This window comes from Klebsiella sp. PK01 (assembly GCF_057624675.1).
On record NZ_JBYEZM010000003.1, the window covers coordinates 430,435 to 457,389 of the forward strand.

The window sequence follows — 26,955 nt, forward strand, 5'->3', positions numbered from 1 at the left end:
TTTTTTCCTTTTCTTGACTCATTTTTTGCGCAGTGGTAATCCTGCTTCATCGGTTGAGCAAATGTAAAACCGACGTATCCTACATGTGAATTATTGGTAACTCTGATTAAAAAAGTCTCTGTAACGTCGGCGCAACCCGGCGGGCTTAAGCCTATAAAAAAGAGGGTAACACAATGAATTACCGTAATATTTTTATCACAATCGCCGCACTAACCGGCACCGTCACGGCTTCAGCCTGGTCTGCAGAGTCCGCCACCGTGGCCTTTTTAATGCCCGATCAGGCCTCTACCCGCTATGAGCAGCACGACTTCCCCGGTTTTAAGGCGGAAATGAGCAAGCTTTGCGCGGAATGTAAGGTCATCTATCAGAATGCCAACGCCAACGCGTCGCTCCAGCAGCAGCAGTTCAACTCGGTAATCGCCCAGGGGGCGAAAGTGATCGTCCTGGATCCGGTTGACTCTTCCGCCGCCGCCGCGCTGGTCGAAAACGCCCAGGCTCAAGGGGTTAAGGTCATCGCCTATGACCGCCCGGTGCCAAACAAACCGGCCGATTTTTATGTTTCGTTTGATAACGAGGGCATTGGCTACGCCATCGCGAAATCCCTCACCGACCATCTGAAAGCGAGCGGCGTGCCGCAGGATGCCGGGGTGCTGCAAATTAACGGTTCGCCAACCGATGCCGCCGCAGGGCTGATCCGCGACGGTATCCATCGCGGATTGAAAGAGTCCGGTTACAAAACGCTGGCCGAATTCGACACCCCGGAGTGGGCGCCGCCGAAAGCCCAGGAGTGGACCGCCGGGCAGGTTACCCGCTTTGGCGACAAAATTAAGGGCGTGGTCGCGGCGAACGACGGTACCGGCGGCGGGGCGATTGCCGCCTTTAAGGCTGCCGGCGTCCAGCCGCTGCCGCCGGTCACCGGCAATGACGCCACTATCGCCGCGCTGCAGCTGATCATCGCCGGCGACCAGTACAACACCATCTCCAAGCCATCGGAGATCGTCGCCGCAGCGGCGGCCAAAGTGGCGGTTGATTTTATTCAGGGCAAAAAACCGCAGGCCAGCACCACCCTGTACAACACCCCTTCCCAGCTATTTACCCCGGAAGTGGTGACCGCCAAAAACATCAAAGCGGAAATCTTCGATAAAAAAATCCAGACTTGGGATCAGGTGTGTAGCGGCGAATACGCCGCCGCCTGCCAGAAGTTAGGCATCAGCAAGTAACCTGTGACCCTGCGCCCGCCGCGGCGGGCGTGATTTCGCCATTATTGAGGTCGTTTTGTATGCCGCAACAACAACACAACTCCGCCGCCGGGCGGCCAATACTGCAACTGCGCAACGTCTCTAAACATTTTGGCGCGGTGTCGGCGCTGACGGATATCGAATTAGAAGTCCACGCCGGCGAGGTGGTCGCGCTGGTCGGCGACAACGGCGCGGGCAAATCCACGCTGGTGAAGATCCTCGCCGGCGTCCACCAGCCGACCTCCGGCACCATTGAGTTTGACGGCAACCCTGTCACCCTCGATAGCCCCGGCAAAGCGCTGGAATACGGTATTGCCACGGTGTTTCAGGATCTGGCGCTGTGCGAAAACCTTGATGTGGTGGCAAACCTGTTTCTGGGCCATGAAATTTCGCCGTTCCAGCTTGATGAAGTAGCGATGGAAGTGAAAGCCTGGACGCTGCTGCAGGAGCTGGCGGCACGAATTCCATCAGTACGCGAACCGGTGGCATCGCTTTCCGGCGGCCAGCGGCAGACCGTCGCTATCGCCCGTTCGCTGCTGCTGAATCCTAAAATCATCATGCTCGATGAGCCTACCGCGGCGCTGGGCGTCGCGCAGACCGCGGAAGTGCTCAACCTGATTGAGCGCGTTCGCGAGCGCGGGCTTGGCGTCATCATCATCAGTCACAACATGGAAGACGTTCGCGCCGTCGCCGACCGTATCGTGGTGCTGCGTCTCGGGCGCAACAAAGGGATCTTCACGCCCGATGCTTCTAATCAGGATCTGGTCGCCGCGATCACCGGCGCGACGGAAAACGCCGTCTCACGCCGGGTTGAACGTAAATCACAGCCCACGACTTCCGGAGCGATGTAATTTTATGAACAGTAAGACCGCATCCCACACCGCGCTGGACCGCAGCGATGAGCGCGTTCGTCACGACGAGGGCCTGTTCGGCGCCCTGCGCGCGCAGATAACCCGCATCAAAACCGGCGATCTCGGCACCGCGCCGGTGATCGCCGGGCTGATTGTGATTTCCCTGGTCTTCACCTTCCTCAATCCGGTCTATATCGCGCCGAATAACCTGGTGAACCTGCTGTTTGATTGCGCGACGGTCGGGTTTATCTCGCTCGGCATCGTCTGCGTTTTGATGCTTGGCGAGATAGACCTGTCGGTCGGCTCCATGAGCGGCCTGGCATCGGCTATCGTCGGCGTGCTGTGGGTGAACGCAGGATGGCCGCTGGCGGGAGCCATCGCCGTGGCGCTGGTCTGCGGCGTGGCCGTCGGGCTGGTCTACGCGCTGCTGTATAACCGCGTCGGGATGCCGAGTTTCGTCGCCACCCTCGCCGGCCTGCTGGCGCTGCTGGGCATGCAGCTGTATATCCTCGGGCCGAGCGGCAGCATTAACCTGCCCTACACGTCGCCGCTGGTACGCTTTGGCCAACTGCTGGTGATGCCAGGCTGGTTCTCACACCTGATGGCGCTGCTGCCGGGGCTGGCGATTATTGTCTTTGGCCTAAAAAAACGCTCGCGGCGCCTGGCGGCCAATCTTTCCGCCGAGGGGGTCAGCTCGTTACTGGCGCGCGCGATCGCGCTGACGATTATCTTCGAGGCCGCGGTGCTTTACCTCAATCAGGGGCGCGGTATTCCGTGGATTTTCGGTCTCTTCGTCGCCTGCGTGATGATCCTCAACTACGCGCTGAAACGGACAAAATGGGGCCGCTCAATGTTCGCGGTCGGCGGCAACCGTGAAGCGGCGCGCCGTTCGGGGATTAACGTACGGGCGATTTATGTGAGCGCTTTCGTCCTGTGTACCACGCTTGCGACCTTCGGCGGCATTCTCGCGGCGTCACGACTGGCCTCCGCCAGCCAGCAGGCCGGCACCGGCGACGTCAACCTCAACGCCATCGCCGCGGCGGTGATCGGCGGCACCAGCCTGTTCGGCGGACGCGGCAGCGCCTGGTCCGCGCTATTGGGGATCATCGTGATTCAGTCGATTTCAAATGGGCTGACGCTGTTGAACCTGCCGTCATCGCTGCGCTATATCATTACCGGCGCGGTACTGGCGATTGCGGTCATCATTGATTCTCTGGCTCGCCGTTCACGCGTGTCGCACGGCCGGGCCTGAGTGGAGAAGAGCGCGGCCCAAAGGAATGCGGGCCGCGAAATCTTGATTATTTTAACGAGCCAACCAGCGCTTTGCGGCTCTCTTCCAGCGAGACCACCCGGCTGCAGACATCTTTGCCGAACTGCTGGAAATCCGCTTCCTGGTTTTTCCACTCATCCTGGATTGCGGTTTGCAGGCCGCCAAGACTGCCGAGAATGCCCTGCAGCGGATTGCCGCCGCCTTTGAGCACCGCTTTGGCGCCCATCTCGTTAATGCTGTCCTGCAGAATGCCGCCCATCGCCTGATTCACCAGCTGTTGGCCATCGGCGCGAACCTGGTCGATAGCTTTATAGTGGAAAGTCAGGCCATCGCTGCGACGTTCGATAATGCGGTTCATCTGTTCTTTCAGCTGCGCGTCCAGCTTGGTCAGGCGGCTATGCATACTGCTGCTGGCGCCGACCTGCTCGGTGATGATTTTATCCAGCGCCTTACGGCCCTTCTCGACGCGCGAGCGCGCGCCGTCGTCAATCCACGGCAGGCTGCTGCGCAGACCGGCCTGATAATCTTGCGCCTGTTCGCGCTGGGCGGCGCTAAGGGCATAGGCTTTACCGTTAAAAGTCAGATTGCCGTCCGGCTTAATCACCAGATCGCCGTTTTCCCCCTTCACCTGCACCTGCTGCGGGCTGAGGATCACATCGTCACGCGGCGTGACGCTACACTGGTAGTCCGCGTGGGCAGACAAAGCGGTGACGGAAAGCGCCACCGCCAGCAGCGTTTTGCGCATCTTTTTACTCCCTTAAGACAAATCGGGCCGGCAATTGCCGACCCTTGTCAAACTTAGTCCCACCAGACGTCAAAAAGTTCGCTGGTGCGCACATCCGCTAATTTACGATCTTCCAGCCACTTACGAACGATGGCCTGATGCTCTTCGGTGCATTTACCAATTTCCTGCATGCAGATGAGCCCTTCCCACGAGAGATAGCCGCTGCCGTCAAAGGCCAGTTTGTTCGGCTCAATGACCTCTTCGATCAGATCGTTGACCGTCTGGTCGATCTGCTCTTCGCTGGTCCCTTCCGGGAAACGCCAGGCTACGGAGAAACCTAACTCCTGAAACTCGTCGATATGCATTTTCTTACGCAGACGACGGCTACGATTCTTGGCCATTATTTCACCCTCTCGAACATTAAGTCCCATACGCCGTGACCAAGACGATGGCCACGTTGTTCAAATTTGGTTACCGGGCGCGATTCCGGGCGCGGTACGTAATCGTTACTTTCCGACAGGTTACGATAGCCTTCCAGCGAAGACATCACTTCCAGCATATGCTCGGCATAGGCTTCCCAGTCGGTCGCCATATGGAAGACGCCGCCCAGCTTCAGCTTGCTTTTTACCAGCTCGGCGAAAGGCGGCTGCACGATACGACGTTTATTATGACGCGCTTTATGCCACGGGTCAGGGAAAAACAGCTGCACCATATTCAGCGAGTTATCCGGGATCATCGTGTGCAGCACTTCAACCGCATCGTGACACATTACGCGCAGATTTTGTACGCCTTCTTCTTCCGCGGAAGCCAGGCATGCGCCGACGCCCGGCGAATGCACTTCAATACCGAGGAAGTTTTGCTCCGGTTTAGCTTTCGCCATCGCCACCAGCGAGGCGCCCATGCCGAAACCAATTTCTAAGGTGACCGGCGCTTCGCGGCCAAACAGGGCGGCGAAATCGAGCGGCGCATCGTTGAATTCAACGCCCATCACCGGCCAAATGTTATCCAGCGCATGCTGCTGCCCTTTCGTCAGGCGGCCCTGGCGACGGACGAAGCTACGAATACGGCGCAGCGGGCGACCGTTTTCATCGAATTCCGGAGAAATGACGTCGTTTTTCATAAAAGTTAAGTCTGCTTGTGAATGTGTTCGGAAAACGGGCATTATCCAAAGTTACCCGGCGGATGCAAGGGTTTACAGCCACTCGCCCTTGTGCTGCAATCTGCCACCCTGTAATCGCGATTCCGGAGCCGTAGCTTTGACTTTTCTCGCCGCGCAATTTTCAGCCCAGGTCCTGGACTGGTACGACAAATACGGCCGTAAAACCCTGCCCTGGCAAATCGCCAAGACGCCTTACAAAGTATGGCTCTCCGAAGTGATGTTGCAACAAACCCAGGTCACCACGGTTATTCCCTATTTTGAACGCTTTATGGCGCGTTTCCCAACGGTTGTTGATTTAGCCAACGCGCCGCTCGATGAAGTACTGCATCTGTGGACCGGCCTTGGCTACTACGCGCGAGCGCGCAATTTACATAAAGCCGCGCAGCAGGTCGCCACGCTGCACGGCGGCGAGTTCCCGCAAACCTTTGAAGAGGTGGCCGCGCTTCCCGGCGTCGGGCGCTCGACGGCGGGGGCGATTTTATCCCTTTCGCTCGGTCAGCATTATCCGATTCTCGACGGCAACGTGAAGCGGGTACTCGCCCGCTGCTATGCTGTGAGCGGCTGGCCGGGGAAAAAAGAGGTGGAAAAACGGCTGTGGGAAATAAGCGAAGAGGTGACGCCGGCGCAGGGCGTAGAGCGCTTCAACCAGGCGATGATGGATCTCGGCGCGATGGTTTGCACCCGCTCGAAGCCGAAATGCGAACTGTGCCCGCTGAGTAACGGCTGCGTGGCCTACGCTAACCATTCATGGGCGGAATATCCGGGGAAAAAACCGAAGCAGACCATCCCGGAGCGCACCGGCTACTTCCTGCTGATGCAGCACGGCGACGAGGTGTACCTCTCCCAACGTCCGCCGGTAGGTTTATGGGGCGGATTGTTCTGTTTTCCGCAGTTTGAGGATGAAGCCGGGCTACGCGAGTGGCTAGCGCAGCGTCAGATAAAGGCCGATAATCTGACGCAATTAACCGCCTTCCGCCACACTTTCAGCCATTTCCACCTGGATATTGTGCCGATGTGGCTTACAGTGCACTCATCTGGCGCATGCATGGATGAAGGTAACGCACTCTGGTATAACTTAGCGCAGCCGCCATCGGTCGGACTGGCGGCCCCCGTGGAGCGCTTGTTGCAACAGTTGAAAGCCGGAACGCCGGTCTAGTTTTTTCGGCTATAAAAGAGGATTGATTATGAGCAGAACGATTTTTTGTACTTTCCTGCAGCGTGAAGCGGACGGCCAGGATTTCCAGCTGTATCCGGGCGAGCTCGGTAAGCGCATTTACAACGAAATTTCCAAAGAGGCCTGGGCGCAGTGGCAGCATAAGCAGACCATGCTGATCAACGAGAAAAAACTCAGCATGATGAACCCGGAGCACCGCAAGCTGCTGGAACAGGAGATGGTGCAGTTCCTGTTTGAAGGGAAAGACGTTCACATCGAAGGCTACACGCCGCCGGAACAACAGTAAGGGCCTCACGGCCTTTACCAAACAAACACAACACGCACTCCCGGAATGATGAAAAAATACTTAGCGCTCGCGCTGATTGCGCCACTGCTCGTGTCCTGTTCCAGTTCCAATAAAAAAGGCGCCGAATATAACGAGGCCTGGGTCAAGGACACTAACGGATTCGATATCCTGATGGGCCAGTTTGCCCATAACATCGAGAACATTTGGGGTTATAACGAAGTTCTGCTCGCCGGGCCGAAGGACTACGTAAAATATACCGATCAATATCAAACCCGTAGCCACATCAACTTTGATGCCGGTACGATTACCGTCGAGACCATCGCCGGAACCGATCCGCAAGGAAGGTTACGCCAGGCGATTATCAAAACCCTGTTGATGGGCGATGACCCCAACTCTATCGACCTCTATTCCGACGTCGATGATATTCAGATTTCCAAAGAACCGTTCCTCTACGGCCAGGTCGTCGATAACACCGGCGAATCCATTCGCTGGGAGTGGCGCGCCGCGCGCTATGCCGATTATCTGCTGCAAACCCGCCTGAAGAGCCGTAACAACGGCCTGCGCATGATTTATAGCATCACCATTAATCTGGTGCCTAACCACCTCGATAAACGTGCGCATAAATATCTCGGCATGGTGCGTCAGGCCTCGCGTAAATACGGCGTAGATGAGTCGCTGATCCTTGCGATAATGCAGACAGAGTCGTCGTTTAACCCCTATGCGGTGAGCCACGCGGATGCCATGGGGCTGATGCAGGTCGTCCAGCACAGCGCGGGGAAAGACGTCTTCCGCTCGCAGGGCAAATCCGGCCTGCCGAGCCGCAGCTATCTGTTTGACCCGGCGAATAACATCGATACCGGTACCGCCTATCTGGCGATGCTGAACAACGTTTATCTCGCCGGCATCGATAACCCCACCTCGCGTCGCTACGCGGTGATCACCGCCTATAACGGCGGCGCCGGCAGCGTACTGCGCGTCTTCTCCAGCGATAAAGTCCAGGCGGCGAACATCATTAACAGTATGGCGCCAGGCGACGTCTACCAGACGCTCACCACCCGCCATCCGTCGGCGGAATCGCGCCGTTATCTGTATAAAGTTAACACCGCGCAAAAAAGCTATCGCCGTAAGTAACGCTTCTCCCCCACAGGCCCGGGCATCGCACCGGGCCTCTCTTTTTTTATGACATACTTGGTAATATCTTTCGATTTTCTGCGGCAGTTAACAGAAGCTTGCAATCGCTGAATGATAGAATCGCATCAAAATAACGGTGGTTATGTTATTTAAAAAACATAACAAGCCCACATTCGTGAGGATAAATACATGAATCTTAAGCTGCAGTTAAAAATACTGTCGTTCCTGCAGTTCTGCCTTTGGGGGAGTTGGCTAACCACGCTCGGCTCGTACATGTTCGTCACCCTGAAGTTTGACGGCGCGGCCATCGGCGCGGTGTATAGCTCGCTCGGTATCGCCGCCGTTCTGATGCCAACGCTGCTCGGGATCGTCGCCGATAAATGGATCAGCGCCAAATGGGTGTATGCCATCTGCCACCTGGTCGGCGCGTTAACGCTGTACCTCGCGGCGCAGGTCACTACGCCAGGCGAGATGTTCCTCGTGATCTTGCTTAACTCGCTGGCCTATATGCCGACGCTTGGCTTGATCAACACCATCTCCTACTACCGCCTGCAGTCGGCGGGGCTGGATATCGTGACCGATTTCCCGCCAATTCGTATCTGGGGCACCATCGGCTTTATCCTCGCCATGTGGGGCGTTAGCTTCTCGGGCTTCGAGCTTAGCCATATGCAGCTTTATATCGGCGCGACGCTGTCGGTCTTGCTGGCGCTGTTCACCCTGACGCTGCCGCATATTCCGGTCGCCAACGCCCAGCGCAACCAGAGCTGGACCGAGATGCTCGGCCTGAACGCCTTTGCGCTGTTTAAAAACAAGCGTATGGCAATCTTCTTTATCTTCTCCATGATGCTCGGCGCCGAACTGCAGATCACCAATATGTTTGGCAACACCTTCCTGCACAGCTTCGATAAAGACCCGCTGTTCTCCGGTAGCTTTATCGTCGAGCACGCATCAGTATTGATGTCGATTTCGCAGATCTCCGAAACGCTGTTTATTCTGACTATCCCGTTCTTCCTTAGCCGCTACGGCATTAAGAACGTGATGCTGATTAGTATCGTGGCGTGGATGCTGCGCTTCGGCCTGTTCGCCTTCGGCGACCCGACGCCGTTCGGTACCGTCCTGCTGGTTCTGTCGATGATCGTCTACGGCTGTGCCTTCGACTTTTTCAACATCTCCGGTTCAGTGTTCGTTGAGAAAGAGGTGCGTCCGGAAATCCGCGCCAGCGCCCAGGGTATGTTCCTGATGATGACCAACGGCTTCGGCTGCATCCTTGGTGGGATGGTGAGCGGCAAAGTTGTCGAGCACTTTACCGTTGAGGGGATCACTAACTGGCAAAGCGTGTGGCTGATTTTCGCCGCCTACTCGCTGGTGCTGGCCTTCGCTTTCGTGGCGCTGTTCAAGTATCAACACGTCAGACAGCCTGCCGCCACGCGCCAGAACGCCTGATTGTCATTGCCCGGTGACGGCTGACGCCTTACCGGGCCTACAGAATTTGTAGATACTGTTATCGGTTGGCAACGGTTTTGTCGCACAGGAGTTTTCCCGGAGGCGGCGCGTTGCGTCTTCTCCGGGCTACCAAACCGCACAGCGCTGTAGCCCCGGTAAGCGGCAGCGCCACCGGGGGTTTTGAGGCCATTGGTACCGGCAGTTTCAGCCAGCACGATGATTAAATTAAAGGCAGGCCGCACGGACCGTAGGCCGGATAAGGCGCCAGCCGTCATCCGGCAAAATACGCGCACAATGCCTGGTCCCGGCTTAGGCTATCAACACATACCCATACAACCGCTTAATACCATCGGCATCCGTTTCGCTATAAACCCCCTGCAGCTCCGGCGAAAAGCCCGGCAGCATATTGACTCCCTCTTCCAGCGCAAGGAAGTAGCGCAGCACCGCGCCTCCCCAGATCTCGCCCGGCACCACGCACAGCACGCCCGGCGGATACGGTAGCGCCCCTTCCGCCGCGATGCGGCCTTCGGCCTCGCACAGGCGCACCAGCTCAACGTTGCCGCGGATAAATTCGCGGTTGGCGTCCTGCGGGTTCATCACCACCGGCGGGAAACTCTGCTTGCGGAACATCGCCTTTTGCAGGTCTTTAACATCAAAACTGACGTACAGATCGTGCATTTCCTGACACAGCTGGCGAATGGTGTAATCGCGGTAGCGAACCGGGTATTTGTTGTAAATCGTCGGCAATACCTCAGCAAGCGGCGAATCCGCTTCGATATGCTGTTCGAACTGGGCCAGCATCGCCACCAGTCGCGCCAGTTTCTCCGCGCTTTCGGCCGGCGTCAGCAGGAACAAAATCGAATTGAGATCGCACTTCTCCGGCACGATGCCGTTTTCGCGCAGGTAGTGCGCCAGGATGGTCGCCGGGATGCCAAACTCGGTATAGTCTCCGCTATCGGCATCGATACCCGGCGTGGTCAGCAGCAGCTTACACGGATCGACAAAGTATTGATTGTCAGCATACCCGCTAAAGCCGTGCCAGCTCGCGCCCGGTTCGAAGCTAAAGAAGCGCCGTTCGCTGGCGATAGTCGCCGTCGAATGCTCCTGCCACGGTTTCCCGCCGACCAGCGGCGGCACAAACGGCCGCAATAATTTACACTGCGCCAGTATCGCTTTACGCGCTTCAATACCCAGCTCAACGCACTCCGCCCACAGCCGCCGACCGCTCTCTCCTTCGTGGATTTTGGCATTCACATCGAGCGAGGCGAACAGCGGATAAAACGGACTGGTGGAAGCATGCAACATAAAGGCGTTATTCAGCCGCTTATGCGGGCAGAAACGCGCCTGGCCGCGCAGATGGTTATCTTTCTTGTGAATTTGCGAGGTCTGCGAAAAACCGGCCTGCTGCTTATGCACCGATTGCGTCACAAAAATGCCCGGATCGTTTTCATTGAGATCCAACAGCAGCGGCGAGCAGTCAGCCATCATCGGGATAAACTGCTCGTAACCGACCCACGCCGAGTCAAACAGGATGTAATCGCAGAGATGGCCGATTTTATCCACCACCTGGCGCGCGTTATACACCGTGCCGTCATAGGTGCCCAGCTGGATCACCGCCAGGCGGAACGGGCGCGGCGCGTCGGCTTTTTCCGGCGCCGCCTCGCGGATCAGCTCGCGCAGGTAGGTTTCATCAAAGCAGTGGTCGTCGATGCCGCCGATAAAGCCGAACGGGTTGCGCGCGGCTTCCAGATAGACCGGCGTCGCCCCGGCCTGGATCAGCGCGCCATGGTGGTTTGATTTATGGTTGTTGCGATCGAACAGTACCAGATCGCCGCGGGTCAGCAGCGCATTGGTCACGACCTTGTTCGCCGCGGAAGTGCCATTAAGCACGAAGTAGGTTTTATCGGCATTGAAAACTTTTGCCGCAAATTTCTGCGCGTGCTTCGCCGAACCTTCATGGATCAGCAGATCGCCGAGCTTGACGTCGGCGTTGCACATGTCGGCGCGAAAAACGTTCTCGCCGAAAAACTCGTAGAACTGGCGGCCCGCCGGATGCTTTTTAAAGAACGCGCCATGCTGATGGCCGGGACAGGCGAAAGTACTGTTGTCCATCTCAACGTACTGGCTAAGCGTATTAAAAAACGGCGGCAGTAGTTTCTCTTCATAGCCGCAGGCGGCCGCTTCCAGCTCCAGCCACTCCTGCTCTTTGCCGCTAATCACCGCGACGACTCCTTCCGGCTTATCCGTTTGCGTTTCGCTAAACAGATAGACCGGCAGATTGAATCCGCTGCGCTTGAGCAGGGCCAGGATACCGCTGCGGCTATCCGCCGCGGTGATGACGACCGCTGCCGCATCGGTAAAATCAGTGCTGTCCAGCGCCACAACCTGACGATGGGTGGACAGACGGGAGACCAGCTCGCAGCTGGCGGCAATGTGCATAGATTTCATAAGCGCAAATGCCCGTATCGGGAGTGTAAAAATCTCAGGCAAAGGTGGAGACTTGCCCAACGATGTGTCCGGGTCTGACGGAATTCAGCTCCGACCGCCGGACATCAGTAAAAGCAGACGCGTCCGATCTTACTGTTGTCCTACAGTGAGCATACGTGGCCTTCACCGCATGGTGAACTGGGGGAGTAAGGAATGAGGCAAACCACGCAGCAGTACGCAGCGGCAACGGCGATGTAATGGCGATGTCGTCATCCCGGCGGCCTCAGGGTAAAGAGGTGAAAATCCGCGCAATCATGGCACCTTTCCGAAAGTGGCGCAAGATGAAATCCATATGCATTCTCCCCACGTATCCGCAAGCCTTCGCGGCAAAACATGGCCATAATAATGCGGACATCAGGAATAATTAACAGGAGTTTACTTTGGTTATAGGGCCATTTATTAACGCCAGCGCGGTGCTTGCCGGCGGCGTATTGGGCGCGCTGCTGAGCCAACGATTGCCGGAACGGATCCGCGCCTCGATGACCTCGATTTTCGGGCTGGCATCACTAGGGATTGGTATTTTACTGGTCATCAAGTGCGCCAACCTGCCGGTGATGGTGCTGGCGACGCTGGTCGGCGCGCTACTCGGCGAAGTGTGTAATATGGAGAAAGGCATCAATACCCTGGTGAGCAAACTCCAGCAACTATTGTCGCCAAAGGGCAGGAAAAAGGCCTCGGCCCACGAGTCTTATATTCAGAGCTACGTGGCGATCATCGTGTTGTTTTGCGCCAGCGGTACCGGCGTTTTTGGCGCCATGCGCGAAGGAATGACCGGCGACGCCAGCATCCTTATCGCCAAAGCGTTTCTCGACTTTTTCACCGCCACGATTTTCGCCTGCACCCTGGGGCTGGCGGTGTCGGCAATCTGTGTGCCGATGCTGCTGATTCAGCTTAGTCTGGCGGCCTGCGCCTCGCTTATCATGCCGCTGACCACGCCGATGATGATGGCCGACTTCAGCGCCGTCGGCGGTATGCTGCTGGTGGCGACCGGCCTGCGTATCTGCGGGATTAAGATGTTCGCAGTGGTCAATATGCTCCCCGCCCTGCTGCTGGCAATGCCGATTTCGGTCGCGTGGACGGCCTTTTTTGCCTGACGACGCGTGCTTTTACGGCAAAGTGGTGATAGATTGTGCAGTCTGCTGCGAAATTTATAAATTTCGTTGACGAGGCGCGGTGAATCAGGTTTAATGCGCCCCGTTGCCCGGATAGCTCAGTCGGTAGAGCAGGGGATTGAAAATCCCCGTGTCCTTGGTTCGATTCCGAGTCCGGGCACCACTATTTAAAGAACCCGCCCAAAAGGCGGGTTTTTGCTTTTCTGCGGCCGGACTCTTCATCGAACTGCGTTCGATTATTCGCCGCAACGCGGCTCACCCCTTCGGGGCCAGCGCGACAAGCGCGCTGTTCAACGCCTGCGGCGTTAGTCCGAGTCCGGGCACCACTATTTAAAGAACCCGCCCAAAAGGCGGGTTTTTGCTTTTCTGCGGCCGGACTCTTCATCGAACTGCGTTCGATTATTCGCCGCAACGCGGCTCACCCCTTCGGGGCCAGCGCGACAAGCGCGCTGTTCAACGCCTGCGGCGTTAGTCCGAGTCCGGGCACCACTATTTAAAGAACCCGCCCAAAAGGCGGGTTTTTGCTTTTCTGAGGCCGGACTCTTCATCGAACTGCGTTCGATTATTCGCCGCAACGCGGCTCACCCCTTCGGGGCCAGCGCGACAAGCGTGCTGTTCAACGCCTGCGGCGTTAGTCCGAGTCCGGGCACCACTTATTCAGAGAACCCAGCCTATGGCTGGGTTTTTGCTTTTCTGCAACCGGACTCTTCATCGAACTGCGTTCGATTATTCGCCGCAACGCGGCTCACCCCTTCGGGGCCAGCGCGCTGTTATAACCAGTTGAGATAGTTATAAAATAACATCGGGTCATGCAAACCAAGTTTCTCTTTGAGTTTTGAGTGATAATATGAAACTTGTTTCCTGTTAAGATTCAACGTATTGCATATAGAGCCAATGGTTTTAATTCCCCGGGTCATCAGTAAAACAGCATGCGCCTGTTGGGTTAACCCTTCCCCATTGCAAATTGAATAGTAATACGAAATTAATACTTTAATTTGTTTTGAATTATCAACCAGTAATATTTTACGCCACTCATCTATTGATGAACGTTTTGATACAAAGAACAAAGACGCATCTCCCTGAACGATTCTATCGCTCAGTATGATGATTGAGGCATCCCTGCGTTCATAAATCAAATGAATCATATATAATAAAGTATAGACACTAAGGAAACCAAGCTCCTCAAGTATATATATTTTACTTTTTTCACCCAGTCTAAGCTCATCATACATCGTATCAAGACCCAATTTTACATATTGATTCTTGACATAAAAATGATATTCCATCGTCAAAGCACAATGTATAACAGATAAATCATCATCAATTTTAATCATTCTGAAATTCATTGTTGTTGTTGATTCTTTTTTTATTACAAAGCAAACTAATAAAGCGCTTCGCTTTCTATTGTGAAGAATAGATAGTTTTCTGATTGGTTTACACTGAAAAGTCATTTCTTATTCTTATTCACTTTAGTTATGCCTTAATTTAGAGATTTTATTTCATATTAAGTTATCCTACTCGTCTTAGCGCGGAAGAAATAAACCATTAATATAAAAGGATTTTTTAATGATCGAAGAAAAAGAAAGCGGCTCAAAAAATAATCATTACTTTATAATTAATGGTCGTGTTAAATTTATTCCATTTCGCAGAACAATAGAGGACATGAATACTGGAACAAAACTTAAACTTCATGTTCCAGCAAGCCTTTGTCTGGATAGATTATTAAAAAACCAAGGACGTCTTGTATCTCAGGATGAGCTAATCCTGTACGCCTGGGGCTTGAAGCGAGAGTCCACAGTGAGTTCTAATACTTTTTATCAGAGCATACTACATCTACGTAGAAAACTGGCACAGCTGGAATTATGTGATGTTATTGAAACCGTCCCACGTCATGGTATTATTTTTAACAATAGTGTCAGTGTATTAATTACGCAGGATACCCCCCCGGCGTTTCAACTCAATGAGAGTAATCAAACACCAGAAGGCACAGCGGAAAAGGATATAGAACCAGTGCCGTCCGTTGAAATCGGCAAAAAACACTTCACCGAGGAGATACCTGTATCGCTTCCTCCCGAATTTGGTTCTGATATGGTCCTCACGTCAACGATTCAGGTTGCGAAAAAGAATAGATTACAAATAAAAACCCGCTACGTTTTATTCACCGGAGCTATATTATTAATACTGATAACCGTATTGGGATTCATGTACATAAGCTTCACTAATGATAATATATTCAAATCTTATAACCAACTCTCATCCACGAACTGCTTCATCTACACTATAGGTGATCAATATTCTGAAAATGAAATTAAAAACATAATGAAAAGTGTCGGGTTACCCTGCTTTAATAAAGAGAACGTTTTTTTTACCGTATCTCCGATGCAATCAAAAATAAACATAATCAACTGCGCTACATATAATAAAAAACAACAAGACTGTCGCTCCGTTACCATAGCGAGAGAATTAGAGGAAACACCATGAGATATAAATCCATTTTATGCTCACTTGCATGTTTAGGCGCTTTTGCAGGGGTATATTTTTATTTACCCTCTCCATTTAATACCGACAGTGCTATTTCATGCCATAGCCGCCATACTCTCATTAACAATGATTTTAAATTAGATGCAAGTTATGGTTTTATTTTTGGCGGTAATAAAGGCGAGTTAACAATGTATGGTTATGCGGTAGACAATGGTATTCGGATAAATATCAGGAGAGTGATTAGTTTTACCTATACAAGAATGGATGATATTTATACTTTTCACAGTAAAAGAGTAGAGAAGTTTTACGGAGATAACAGTGAAAAAGGAAATGTAAATATTCATCTCCCCGAATTTTTTTATCAGACAGGAAAAGACCTTACCATACAACTCAAGCGGGATGGCTTCAATATCCCGATAATTTTCGTGCATCGCATGCCTGTTTTTTATTGTAATCAATCAGGTTAATGTATTATCAACAAGATATATTTTACTGGTCACCAGTCAGCAATTGTGGGAGTCGATTCCGCGACGTCGTCGTGAGATCGTTGAGACGCCACGCGGATATTAATGATAATAAACCGGACGCCTTCTATTACCTCCGGTTGCTTTTCCTCTCCCGGTCCAGGGGGACGCATCTGGTATGACGCCCCCCTGGTGACAGAAACCCGTTTTAGTTTTGACATACGGTGATTCGCCAGCATAAGCCCCATCTGGCTATCTTTCCCTAAGCGCTTCACCAACCTTGTTAAATGGTTTAATCAGGTACTGAAGGATTGTCTTTTTGCCGGTCTTGATATCTACACTCGCCACCATCCCAGGAGAAATAAAGTGCTGTTTATTATCTTTAGTTTGCAAATGGTCCTTCGTGGTTCTGATATAAACAAGATAAAAAACAACTTCCGGTTTTTGAGGATCGGAAATCGTGTCAGGTGAAATTGTTACCACCTCACCATCCAGTCCCCCATAGATTGAGTAGTCATAGGCGGTGATTTTGACGATCGCACGCTGTCCTGGATGAATAAAAGCGATATCACGTGGCAATATTTTAGCCTCGATAAGTAATCGGTCATCAAGGGGAACGATGTTCATGATAGTTCCATTTGGGGGAATGACGCCACCAATAGTGTTAACTTCAATATTTTTCACAATGCCCCTGACTGGAGAAGTGATGGTCGATTTTTTCAGTAGATCGCGCTGACCGATGATCTTCTGATATAACGAATCAACTTCTCCGGAAATTCTCGATAGTTCCTCTCCAGATTTTACCTGATAGTTGTAGTTTAGCTCTGATTCTTTCATATTCAGATCGACGAGCTGCTTCCTGAGTCTGATAACATCAACTTTACTTGACGCCCCCTGGGCCATAAGTCGAGTGTTAATCGCGAGTTCGTTATTCAATAATACTCTTGACGCCTGAATATCTTTCATCGACGCGATATAATTATTTTTCCGCGAAGTATAAAGCACCATTTCTCTATCGGTGATTTCTGCAAAATCATGTAATTCATCAGGAAAAACTAAAGGACGATTGCTAATCTCCGCCAAAAGTCTAACTTTGCTGGCCAATAGCGCCCGATATTTGGATTCAGATTCCATCACTGCAGCCTGGGTTCTTATCGTATCCAGATTAGCAATAATATCCCCCACCTGAACTATCTGTCCTTCAGTAACGTTGATTCTATCGAGAATCCCACCATCAAGAGATTGAATGATCTTCTCTTTCGAGCTGGGGATAACCCTCCCATCGCCTTTCGAGACTTCATCAATACTAAACATAGAAGCCCACAGCAAAAATACGCTGAGAAAAAAGATAACGCTGAGCAATATATACAATGCCCGGCTAGTCTTAACGCCGCCATGCGTGTCGGCAAGCGTAAACTCGTCAGTCTCTCGTACCCTATGAGTCGCATCCTTATCCGTTGTAAAAAAAACATTCTTACAAAAGTCCTTTGTAAGTATAAAATTCTTTTTTACTTTTCCTGGTATATTTTTCATTAAAAACCATCATTTAAAATAGCTGGGCGAAATATAATGATATAATTAGTGGCAATATATTAATTACATATCATCAATAATTTCATCTTTGCGTTTATCTAACACCACCCTACCGCCAGACACCACGATAGTTCGATTAACAAGATCCAATATTTTCTTACGATGGGTAGCAATAATAACTGTTTTACCGGAAATCCAGTTGTTCATTTTTTTGACGAACTCATCTTCTGTCACATCATCCAGTGAGGAAGTGGGTTCATCCATAATAACAATATTAGGATTACGCAATACCAGTCGAGCCAACAGAATAGTCTGCTGCTGTCCGCCAGAAAGACCGTGCCCACCCTCCTGGATAATATAATCTAAACCCGATGGTAGCTGGTTGATGAAATTAATGGCACCGGTTATCTTAATGGCTTCAATAATATCTTCATCCTGGGCCAAGGGGGATCCCAGTGTAATATTTTCACGAAGCGAACCGAAAAATAGTCGAGAGTTTTGGCTCAGGTATCCAACATCACGACGCAGATCGGCGGGATCGATATCATTAATATTGATACCATCCAGAATTACTTCGCCGGACTTCTGATGCATCATCCCTGAAAGCGCGTTTAACAGCGATGACTTACCCGAACCATTGCGCCCAAGAATGGCAATACGCTCACCCGCTTTGATCTCCAGCGAATCAATACTCACCGCGATTTTCTGACCGTCTACCTGATGCGTAAAAGCCGCGTTGGTAATCGAATACTGGCCTTCGATAAATTTCTTGTGAATCAACCGTTGATGTTCCGGTTGATCGATGGGTAATTGCATTATCGAGTCGAGACCAGTCATCGCGACTTTGGTTTGTTGCCAACGAGTTATGATGCTCGCTATTTGCGCAATAGGCGCCATCATTCTTGAGCTCAGAATGGATGAGGCCACTAATGCCCCGGTTGACAGATCGCCGGACATAACAAAGGGAGTTCCTACCAGTACCAGGCATACAAACACCGAACTCTGGACGAAATATGACCAGGTTGTTAAGGTATGCGTCAGATGCTTTAATTCCAGACTGTTTTCTGCCGTCGTCTTAATGTAGTGCAGCCATTGCTGTTGAAAGCGATGCTCGGCTTGCAAAAATTTGATGTCGTCCAGCCCTTGAACCGTTTCGACCAGCATGGCGTTACGCAGACTGGATTCTCGCGTAGCCGTGTTGGCTAACCTGAACAGTTTCTTTTGACTTAATAGACCAGGAAGCACCATAAGAATGGCCCCAGCTAAAGGTACGAGGAAGACAATTCCCCCCAAAAAATAGATAATTACCAGGAACATAAAGAAGAACGGTAAATCCGTGATGGCAACGACGGTTGACGAAGTCATCATTTCACGAACCTGTTCCAGTTCCTTTAGCTGAGAAATAAACGACCCTGTTGATTTCGGGCGATAAGGGTTTTTAATCCTCAAGGCACGACCAAAGACCCTGTCTGAAATAATCAAGTCTGCACGCTTGCCGAGGATATCAGTTACGCTATAGCGAATTAAGCGCAAGGTGAAATCAAAAATAAGCGCCAGGATCACACCAATGAAAAGCACCCACATTGTAGGATGTGACTGTGCTGGAATGACGCGGTCGTAGGTCTGCATAGAGTAAGTAATACCGGCCAGACCAAGCACATTGACAAACAGAGACCCCAGTATGACCAGATAGTATGGTTTCATGTCGGCAAAAATAATTTTCCAGACCCAGTACTTTTCAGCCGGCTTGATGTAATCATCAATGCGAGGATCGGAGACATTTTTGGCCGGGCGCAGCGTGATAATTCTACGACCTTCAGCGCGGACCTCATCTTCTTGTAATAGTGAGATCAGCTCATTATCTTCAATAAACGAGACAACAAAATTTTTATCTTCATCAATACTCTTGATAATGGCCAGACGGCCATCTTTCATTTCCAGCACTTGCGGAAACAACCACGAATTAAAACGATAACCCGCAACAGCGTCTTCCTTAAAAGAAAGCCCTGCCCGGCGACTCATAATCTCTACAACTTTACTGCTTGAATCTTTATCATGCCATAAAGATGTTATCAGGATATTCTGTTCTGAAACATTGAGACGATAATGGTGCGCGATAGTCACTAACGCGCTTTTCCACTGCTCCAGATAGTACTCTTTGGCGCCACTGTCACTTTCCATAGAGGAAAAGAAATCCATATCTTGCACTATATCATCCTTTATTTTTCATTAAATTAATTAATTTGCCAGCGTAGTACAGACTTTCCATGGCAAGGTTCGACAAAGTATAATGACTATTAATGATGTCGGCTTTGGTCTGATGGATCTCGGCTTCAGCGCTAGTTAAATCGGAAACCGAACGAGCCCCCAACTCCAGGTACTGTGACATATAAAGATTACGCGTTCTTATAGCGCTCTGCTCCCTTTCGCGTTTGTTTTCGAGGCTAATTTTGGTGTTTCGCATTTGGCTCGAATATTCCATTATTCTCTGATCGGCATTATTCTTTTCAGCATCTAAGTTAAATTGCGCAGTATTGAGCGCATCTTGTGCTTGCTGTACCTTAGAGGATACAGATCCGCCCTGATAAAGCGGGACTTTTACATTAATAAATGCGCCATAACGGTCGCGGTTTTTGGTGGTGCCATTGTTAGTCGATTGTTCAGTCAAATCATGTTCATAGTAAGGCGCCAACGTTATTGTCGGATAATATTCATTCTTCTGAACATCGATTTGTTTTTTGGCTATATCAATTTTAGCTCTGGCAACCCTGATTGCCGGTGAGTCAATATTAACTGGATTATCACGTAAGATATTATTATAGAGTTCTTCGATTTCAGCCGGGAACTCCATGATAATACTGGCTGATATTTTTTTATTTAATAAATGATCCAGCGTAGCCAGCCATTTTTTATATTGCGAAATATAATCATTATAATTTGAGAGTGCCTCGGCTACTCTGAGGTTTGCCTGAGAGTAATCAGATTCAGCGCTGGCCCCCAAAGCAACGCGTTTTTTCGTTAAATCTTTGATCTTAGAAAAACCGTCAATACGTTCCTTTGCCGCAGCGCTGAGTTGATGATAGCGGACTATTTGCAAATAGGCGCCAATCGTCTGATAAAGAATATCATTAATCTCTTTTTCTATTTCGTAGCTGGCGCTGGCGACATTCAGTTGAGAGAGCTCAACCCGGTCACTGGTGCTACCAAAATCATAAATCATCTGCTCAACTGATAAGTTGAGTTGATTGGTTTTATTATTATCATCACTATAATCATCTTTGGCGATACCGGAATTAAGGCCCATTTGCACATTAGGATAATATGCAGATTTAACCTCATCTATCATCGACTTTAGTCTTTCCGATTCAGCTATTGCCCGTTTAATTTCCGGGTGCCAGCTAACGGCCATCAGCATTGCGCTGTGCAGATTATATTTTTCTTTTGAAGAAATAATATTTTTTATAACCGTATCTGCAGGTGCAGCAGGCGGCAGTTGTTTTGCAAGTTGAGTTTTTTCAACCGGTTTAGCATATACAACTGGGGCATCATTGGACAGTGGCTTATTTGGTTGTGGAGTTTCTGGTGACGTTGATGATTTATCCTCATTAACAAATGAAACGGGAAAAGTGATAAGCTCACAGGAAGCACTAGCAATCATTAACAGATTTCCTATGGCAACGGATAAATAGAGTCGTGCTTTATGAGTAAGTCCCACTGGATAGCTCCCTGAATTATAAATACAACGCGTTATCATTCCATGATGATGTATATCTGGTATCGTGCATGAAGGTACATCTCATGACACCGTTGAGAACCACATACTGTAAAGCTATGTGGCTGACCAATCCCGGCGGCTAACCGATGTAGCAGCCGGGAAAGGTATTACTTAGAATTAAGCAGCAGCATACTGATAACTTTCTTCATTTAGCTGTAGCTGATTGACGATTTGATTCAGTGAGTTATATTCTCCAGAATCTTCAGCACCTTGTTGCTGTTCAGTAACTTTGTTTTCTGCCACGACGGAATTGTTTTCTTCACCTACCAGAGAATCCAAATTGATATCGTTGGCATTATTTTCCTCCGTCAGCGAAGCGAGCTGTTCATCAGTCAACTCTTCGTTTACTGCTTCCTTAGAAGCCTGTGAAGCCTGAGAAGTCTGCGAATCAACCATTTCGTTAAGCGAAGTTACGTTGCTATCAGAGTAAGTGGCTAACTCATTAAGCGTATTGGTCATGGTGGCCAAATCATCAGTAGACAAACTTTTCTCGCTGCCTTCACCCACAGATTTTTCCAGAAGATTATCAACCGTTTTTTCTGCGCTAACGAGCAGTTTATCAAGGGTTTCAGCCGCTGGTTTCGCCGCCTCGGCAGCAGTTTCAACGGAATCAGCTAAAGTATTGAGCGCATTGGCGGCCACATTGTCATTGGAGGAGCCGCCAAAAATTTTCGCGACAATATCGTTAATGATATTAGAGATCGTTTCCAGCGGATGAGTGATGCCATAAATAACTTCGGAGACAAAATCAATGATTCCCTTAAATGGACTCAAGATGGCATCAATGACCGAGTTAATAATATCTGTAACCGTTCCGACTGGGTCGCTAATAAATTTGACCATCAATGTTAGAGGATCGCCGAGCAGTTTTAATATCGAATCAATCGGATTAGTAATAAAATTAAAGATGGAGCTAGCCGTGTCAATAAAGAACTTACACGGCGCAAGAATAATATCTATGATATCCTGGAATATGTTACCAATAGCGCCAAACGGATCGCTGAGGAAGTTACCAATGCATTCTATGAGATTACCAATAACTTTGCCGATAGCCTCAAACGGCGCGGCAATAAAATCAATAATAGAACCTACTGTATCAATAATAAACTTGCATGGCGCAAGAATAACATCAATAGCACTCTGGATCACATTCCCAATAAAGGCGGCCGGATCTTTAAAGAAATCCTGAATGCTATTGGAAATAGAAGAAAAAATATTCTTGAGGCCTTCGATCGGCGAAGAAATAAAGTCAATAATAGAGTCAATAAAATTATTAATTGGCGTATCTGGAGTATCGGAATCCGAGTTTAAACCCAGCATGCCTTTTATAAAGGCTTCAACTATGGTTACCGCCGATGTCCCAGCACTCATGGCAATCGGGAGACCCATAATCAACGCCATACCCAGTTTCGTGACCAGGTTAACAACATTACTTAAGCCATAATGAATAGCAATAAGAACGCCATCAATGGCCAACGTGAAATCTGAAACCACACTGGCAATCGGTATTAATCCCGGAATAAACTGCAGGAATCCGGTAATAATCCCCAAAACCCATTCGGCAATGACGCTTATAACCTCAACACCTAGCTTAGGAATAGCCATAATAGCGACGAACAAGTCGCCCAGTACTAATGGAATCAGTGGGTTTTGCAATAGCGATTGCGAGAAATCAGCGACGAAATCTTCCATTGCGGAGGAATCACCGTTTAGTAAAGCGGTAAATCCTTTAACCAGGGTTATCACCCAACCTATGGCGCCGGTAACGATCGCAGGCAGGCTAATAAGACCAACACCGATACTCTCTACAATAATTTTAAAGCCGTTACCCAGGCCATCTACGAGAATCAGTAAACCATTAAAGATTTGCGGAATGGTTCCTAATGGTCCCCAAATCCCTCCCAGAATACCGGTGATAAATCCTGTCACCCACTGAACCATGTTGGAAATAAAACTTAATGGCACGTGAATGACTTCAACGAATGCCTCCCAGGCGACCAGGGCGACGCCGGTCAGTGCCGCAGGCGCGGATTCGAGCAAAAAGTGGTAATCACTTAACATCGGAATAACCGATTTAAGTGCTTCTAACAATCCTTTCGGAATGGCAATAATCGCATTCCAGATGCCGCTGAGAATATCTTCCAGGAATGACGGTTCGTTTTCAGCATTGAGGGTAGCGGCGTCGGATTGAGCTTTCTCCACCCCCGCGATATCGGTGGCGTCGTTTACCGCCTGATGCGCTGCGTCCTTTTCATCCTTGCTCAGGTTATCCATAGCGTCGATCGCCTTGTTGGCGCTATCTTTCGCGCCATCAAGGTTATTGCTGGTGGCATCGGCCAGCGCTTGCTCAAGGCCCGCCACGCCTGTCGCGTCGTTCACTGCCTGGTGAGCCGCTTCTTTCTGCTCGTCGCTCAGATAGGTCATGTCGTCGATCGCCTTGTTGGCGTCGGCTTTGCCTTCCTCAAGGTTTGTCGCCGCGGCAGCAGTCTCTGCTTTCTCCACGCCCGCAATATCGGTGGCGTCGTTCACTGCCTGGTGAGCCGCTTCTTTCTGCTCGTCGCTGAGATAGGCCATGTCGTCGATCGCCTTATTGGCGTCGGCCTTGCCTTCCTCAAGGTTTTTCGCGGCAGCGGCGGCTTCGGCTTTCTCCACGCCCGCAATATCGGTGGCGTCGTTCACTGCCTGGTGAGCCGCTTCTTTCTGCTCGTCGCTGAGATAGGTCATGTCGTCGATCGCCTTATTGGCGTCGGCTTTGCCTTCCTCAAGGTTTGTCGCCGCGGCAGCAGTCTCTGCTTTCTCCACGCCCGCAATATCGGTGGCGTCGTTCACTGCCTGGTGAGCCGCTTCTTTCTGCTCGTCGCTGAGATAGGTCATGTCGTCGATCGCCTTATTGGCGTCGGCTTTACCTTCCTCAAGGTTTGTCGCCACGGCATCAGTCAGCGCTTTCTCTACCCCCGCCGGGTCCGTCGCGTCTTTCACCGCCTGGCGGGCCGCTTCTTTCTGCTCATCGCTCAGATAGGCCATATCGTCGATCGCCTGATAGGCGTCGGCTTTACCTTCCTCAAGGTTTTTCGCCGCGGTATCGGCCACCGCTTTTTCCACGCCCGCAATGTCGGTCGCGTCGTTCACCGCTTGCTGCGCCTCGGCTTTCTGCTCGTTGCTCAGGTACGCCATATCGTCGATCGCCTTGTTGGCGTCGGCTTTGCCTGCCTCAAGGTTTGTCGCCGCGGCATCGGCCTCGGTTTTTTCCACCTGCGCAATGTCAGTCGCGCCATTGATCGCCTGGTGTGCCTCGGCCTTCTGCTCGTTGCTCAGGTACGCCATATTGTCGATCGCTTCATTGGCGTCGGCTTTACCTTCCTCAAGGTTTATCGCCACGGCATCGGCCAGCGCTTTCTGCACCTCGTCGACGCTGCTCGCATTATCAACGGCTTTCTGAGCTTCAGCCTTCTGTTCGTCGCTCAGGTACGCCATGGCGTTGATTGCCTCACTGGCGTCGGCTTTGCCTTCCTCAAGGTTTTTCGCCACCGCGTCAGCAAGCGCTTCCTCTACGCCCACAACGCCGGTCGCAACGTTCACCGCCTGTTGAGCCGCCCCTCTCTGCTCATCGCTCAGATGCGTCATGCCGTCGATCGCCTGATTGGCATCGGCTTTGGCTTCTTCAAGATTTTTCGCCGTGGCGTCGGACAGAGCTTTCTGCACCTCATCTACGGTGGTCGCATTTTCAACGGCCTGGTGAGCGGCTTCTTTCTGTTCGCTGCTCAGGTACGCCATAGTGTCGATCGCCTGATTGGCGCCGTCTTTCGCTTCCTTGAGTTTGGCTTTGGCCTTATCCTGGCTATTATCACCGCCGTCGTCGTTATCATTAACGGCGGCAATGGCGAGACCACCGATCGCAACCGCGGCGATTAATGGCACGACCCATACATAAACATCGCTATCGTTCGCGGCTGGTTCAGCCGCGGTAAACACCTCTTCAAAGCTCTGTAATGGTTTAAATTGCAGACCATTGAATTGTTCTTTGTCGAGATAATCAGCCTCAAAAATCTCCTTACCATCGTCAAAAACCAGCTTCTTTTTTGTGTCGCCAAAAAAGTCTTCGATGACGATTTTTTGATTATCTTTCATTAAGATATTAAGGGCGTTCTTATCCTTTTGTACGCCCGTGACATCCCTCGCAGATACAGGTAAACGGATCGCTCCGCTTTCGACCGGGGCAGCCCCTGTCATTTCTGCCGTGCTTGCGAGTTTTTCGCCTGTTGGCGAGAAAAAATCTATTGTTCCATTCATATAAATTCAGTCCATATTTATTAATAAAAAAGAAAACACACGGTGATAAGCTCAAAACCACCCAGGAACATCCCTATTCCATTTCTGATTCAATGTATTTTCTTATAGTTTGAAGAGCTATTCTCCTGAGCTCCTCTTTAGCTTATTTGCGGTGTATCAGCCTTTTTCCCTCCCATACCCTTAATAATGTCGAGAATGCCATCGAGATTAAATACAATGGCTTCTTTCATCAGCATGATAATATCTTGCGGAGCCGAGAATAGTTTTGTAAGCTCGTGGAAAGATAGTTTTACTTTTTGTTCATCCTCTTTGATAGAAACAATCATTCCCTCAGAGAGTACTCTTTTTACCCATTTCTCTAAATTACGACTATCGATTACACCAGACAGTGATTTTAATAACTTCATTACATCTGGCTTAGCGCCCTGCTCGGATACAGCTGAAAAAACACCTTCCAGAGATTTTTCGCCCAGGTTATCCAGAAGCGGCGTAAGAATATCTTTCTGTAAATCCGCAACAAACATCAGGCGATTCCACGCTTGTAATTTTACCAACATGAATTTTTTGTCGTTCAGAACAAACTCTTTAGTTTCCATAATGTTTTCTCTGGCGGGATGAATAGTGTTTCAGGAGAAGACCGCCCTCTCTCCCCCCGAAAAATCAATGTGCTTCCCCCGATTACCGGGGATGGTTACGGCCAACTCAAACGCGCTATCACAGCGCCAATGAATAAACCACCAGCGTCTACAACCTCTTTCCTGCTGAGGGTAAAGAAAGTAATAGATTGAATTAAATGCCAAGATAGTAAGCTTTGCGCTTAATTTAAAATGAAGTTAGCTTCATTATTCTTATCAACATCTACCCAACCCCTAAAGTTATCTTTACTTACCTTAGCGAAACACAATAACCTATTGATAAAAAACAAATTACCACGCACTTAAGATATAAAAAAAACGGCGTTTTTTTGACGATGCTCTGCCCATCAACAGGCTCGCTGGCCGGAGAGAGCCGCAAGAAAAACGATAACCAGAAGTGGCTCCGGTTATACCTGTAGTATGAAAGGGTTACGGCGATTCTCTAATGCGACTGGACGCCGCTGAGGTGTTCCTTCAGACGAACGACGTCCGGCGTCTGGAATGTTGATAGTGTCATTATGGCGAGTGTATAATTCCATGATTGCAAAAAAGAAAAACAATTGAAATCAATGGAAAGCGTAAGCACTTCTTATCATCTTTCCAGAAAAATGCGGGACGTTCCATGGCCACATTATCCTATGGCATTCCCTCACTTTCCGGTGAAGGGAGAGAATATTTCCCTCCTTATAATATTCTCTCCCGCTTGCAAGGCCCCTGCCGCGTTAATACACTTTATAAAAATGCTCCATACAACTATCTTTACCAAGAACAATGTACCGGGAGATTATGGTGAAATAAGAAATCCGCCATTTGGATAAAATAGAAATCCATCTTTATAAAAAACCATCATAATAAACATTCCTACCACCACAGTATTAACCACGAACGTTTACATCTCTCTA

At 50.3% G+C, this 26,955-nt stretch carries 20 protein-coding genes and 1 tRNA gene; 11 read left to right on the forward strand and 10 right to left on the reverse strand.

The features are described 5' to 3' along the window. Positions 1-173: 173 nt before the first annotated feature. Genes AC22LX_RS11700 through AC22LX_RS11710 form a run of 3 tightly spaced genes read left to right on the forward strand, consistent with a single transcriptional unit; the run spans position 174 to position 3,341 of the window. Complete coding sequence (locus AC22LX_RS11700) at positions 174-1,220, forward strand: ABC transporter substrate-binding protein (RefSeq protein WP_047065693.1); 1,047 nt, start codon at positions 174-176, stop codon at positions 1,218-1,220. A gap of 59 nt (positions 1,221-1,279) precedes the next feature. Further along, positions 1,280-2,089 (forward strand): ATP-binding cassette domain-containing protein, encoded by an 810-nt coding sequence (locus AC22LX_RS11705; protein WP_004181271.1) that lies wholly within the window; start codon positions 1,280-1,282, stop codon positions 2,087-2,089. Positions 2,090-2,093: 4 nt separating this feature from the next. Beyond that, positions 2,094-3,341 (forward strand): sugar ABC transporter permease, encoded by a 1,248-nt coding sequence (locus AC22LX_RS11710; RefSeq protein WP_045392085.1) that lies wholly within the window; start codon positions 2,094-2,096, stop codon positions 3,339-3,341. A 46-nt stretch (positions 3,342-3,387) separates the two neighbouring features. On the opposite strand, the gene AC22LX_RS11715 is transcribed toward AC22LX_RS11710, so the two are convergent. Genes AC22LX_RS11715 through trmB form a run of 3 tightly spaced genes read right to left on the reverse strand, consistent with a single transcriptional unit; the run spans position 3,388 to position 5,203 of the window. Then, entirely contained in the window at positions 3,388-4,104 is a 717-nt protein-coding gene (locus tag AC22LX_RS11715) for a YggN family protein (protein WP_015369723.1), read from the reverse strand. Positions 4,105-4,157: 53 nt separating this feature from the next. Beyond that, positions 4,158-4,484: a YggL family protein gene (locus AC22LX_RS11720; protein WP_015369722.1), complete on the reverse strand. Its 327-nt coding sequence runs from the start codon at positions 4,482-4,484 to the stop codon at positions 4,158-4,160. Next, the gene (gene trmB, locus AC22LX_RS11725) at positions 4,484-5,203 is read right to left on the reverse strand and encodes a tRNA (guanosine(46)-N7)-methyltransferase TrmB (RefSeq protein ID WP_045392086.1); all 720 of its coding nucleotides are present in this window, start codon (positions 5,201-5,203) and stop codon (positions 4,484-4,486) included. Before trmB ends, AC22LX_RS11720 begins: the two co-directional genes overlap by 1 nt. Positions 5,204-5,339: 136 nt before the next feature. On the opposite strand from trmB, the gene mutY reads away from it, so the two are divergent. The 4 genes from mutY to AC22LX_RS11745 all read left to right on the forward strand — a co-directional run bounded on the left by mutY (position 5,340) and on the right by AC22LX_RS11745 (position 9,276). Then, positions 5,340-6,398: an A/G-specific adenine glycosylase gene (mutY, locus tag AC22LX_RS11730; protein WP_045392088.1), complete on the forward strand. Its 1,059-nt coding sequence runs from the start codon at positions 5,340-5,342 to the stop codon at positions 6,396-6,398. A 28-nt stretch (positions 6,399-6,426) separates the two neighbouring features. After that, positions 6,427-6,702, forward strand: coding sequence for an oxidative damage protection protein (locus AC22LX_RS11735; protein ID WP_045392090.1), 276 nt, complete (start codon positions 6,427-6,429; stop codon positions 6,700-6,702). Positions 6,703-6,750: 48 nt separating this feature from the next. Beyond that, positions 6,751-7,833: a membrane-bound lytic murein transglycosylase MltC gene (mltC, locus tag AC22LX_RS11740; RefSeq protein WP_045392092.1), complete on the forward strand. Its 1,083-nt coding sequence runs from the start codon at positions 6,751-6,753 to the stop codon at positions 7,831-7,833. A 189-nt stretch (positions 7,834-8,022) separates the two neighbouring features. Next, positions 8,023-9,276, forward strand: coding sequence for a nucleoside permease (locus tag AC22LX_RS11745; protein ID WP_045392094.1), 1,254 nt, complete (start codon positions 8,023-8,025; stop codon positions 9,274-9,276). A 309-nt stretch (positions 9,277-9,585) separates the two neighbouring features. Here the strand turns inward: AC22LX_RS11745 and AC22LX_RS11750 are convergent, their stop codons facing one another. Then, positions 9,586-11,724 carry an ornithine decarboxylase gene (locus AC22LX_RS11750; protein WP_045392096.1) on the reverse strand — a complete coding sequence of 713 codons (2,139 nt, stop codon included), beginning with the start codon at positions 11,722-11,724 and terminating at the stop codon, positions 9,586-9,588. 419 nt (positions 11,725-12,143) lie between these two features. On the opposite strand from AC22LX_RS11750, the gene AC22LX_RS11755 reads away from it, so the two are divergent. Both AC22LX_RS11755 and AC22LX_RS11760 read left to right on the forward strand, forming a co-directional pair. Next, positions 12,144-12,857, forward strand: coding sequence for a DUF554 domain-containing protein (locus AC22LX_RS11755; RefSeq protein WP_047078905.1), 714 nt, complete (start codon positions 12,144-12,146; stop codon positions 12,855-12,857). Positions 12,858-12,962: 105 nt separating this feature from the next. Next, positions 12,963-13,038, forward strand: a tRNA-Phe gene (locus AC22LX_RS11760). Positions 13,039-13,645: 607 nt separating this feature from the next. Here the strand turns inward: AC22LX_RS11760 and AC22LX_RS11765 are convergent. Further along, positions 13,646-14,209: a hypothetical protein gene (locus AC22LX_RS11765; RefSeq protein WP_063447594.1), complete on the reverse strand. Its 564-nt coding sequence runs from the start codon at positions 14,207-14,209 to the stop codon at positions 13,646-13,648. A gap of 232 nt (positions 14,210-14,441) precedes the next feature. On the opposite strand from AC22LX_RS11765, the gene AC22LX_RS11770 reads away from it, so the two are divergent. Continuing rightward, positions 14,442-15,356, forward strand: a complete 915-nt coding sequence (locus AC22LX_RS11770; protein WP_049061651.1) for a winged helix-turn-helix domain-containing protein — start codon at positions 14,442-14,444, stop codon at positions 15,354-15,356. After that, the gene (locus tag AC22LX_RS11775; RefSeq protein ID WP_080986135.1) at positions 15,353-15,823 is read left to right on the forward strand and encodes a hypothetical protein; all 471 of its coding nucleotides are present in this window, start codon (positions 15,353-15,355) and stop codon (positions 15,821-15,823) included. Before AC22LX_RS11770 ends, AC22LX_RS11775 begins: the two co-directional genes overlap by 4 nt. A 249-nt stretch (positions 15,824-16,072) precedes the next feature. On the opposite strand, the gene AC22LX_RS11780 is transcribed toward AC22LX_RS11775, so the two are convergent. From AC22LX_RS11780 to AC22LX_RS11800, 5 genes are all read right to left on the reverse strand, one after another. Beyond that, entirely contained in the window at positions 16,073-17,353 is a 1,281-nt protein-coding gene (locus AC22LX_RS11780) for a beta-barrel domain-containing protein (protein WP_487333985.1), read from the reverse strand. Positions 17,354-17,416: 63 nt separating this feature from the next. After that, on the reverse strand, positions 17,417-19,552 hold the full coding sequence (locus AC22LX_RS11785) for a type I secretion system permease/ATPase (protein WP_063447636.1): 2,136 nt from the start codon (positions 19,550-19,552) through the stop codon (positions 17,417-17,419). Positions 19,553-19,565: 13 nt separating this feature from the next. Beyond that, entirely contained in the window at positions 19,566-21,011 is a 1,446-nt protein-coding gene (locus tag AC22LX_RS11790) for a TolC family protein (protein ID WP_196798188.1), read from the reverse strand. Between the two features lie 234 nt (positions 21,012-21,245). Continuing rightward, positions 21,246-25,418, reverse strand: coding sequence for a phage tail protein (locus tag AC22LX_RS11795; protein ID WP_487333986.1), 4,173 nt, complete (start codon positions 25,416-25,418; stop codon positions 21,246-21,248). 137 nt (positions 25,419-25,555) lie between these two features. Then, positions 25,556-26,014, reverse strand: a complete 459-nt coding sequence (locus AC22LX_RS11800) for a phage tail assembly chaperone (protein WP_047078369.1) — start codon at positions 26,012-26,014, stop codon at positions 25,556-25,558. Positions 26,015-26,955 lie beyond the last annotated feature (941 nt).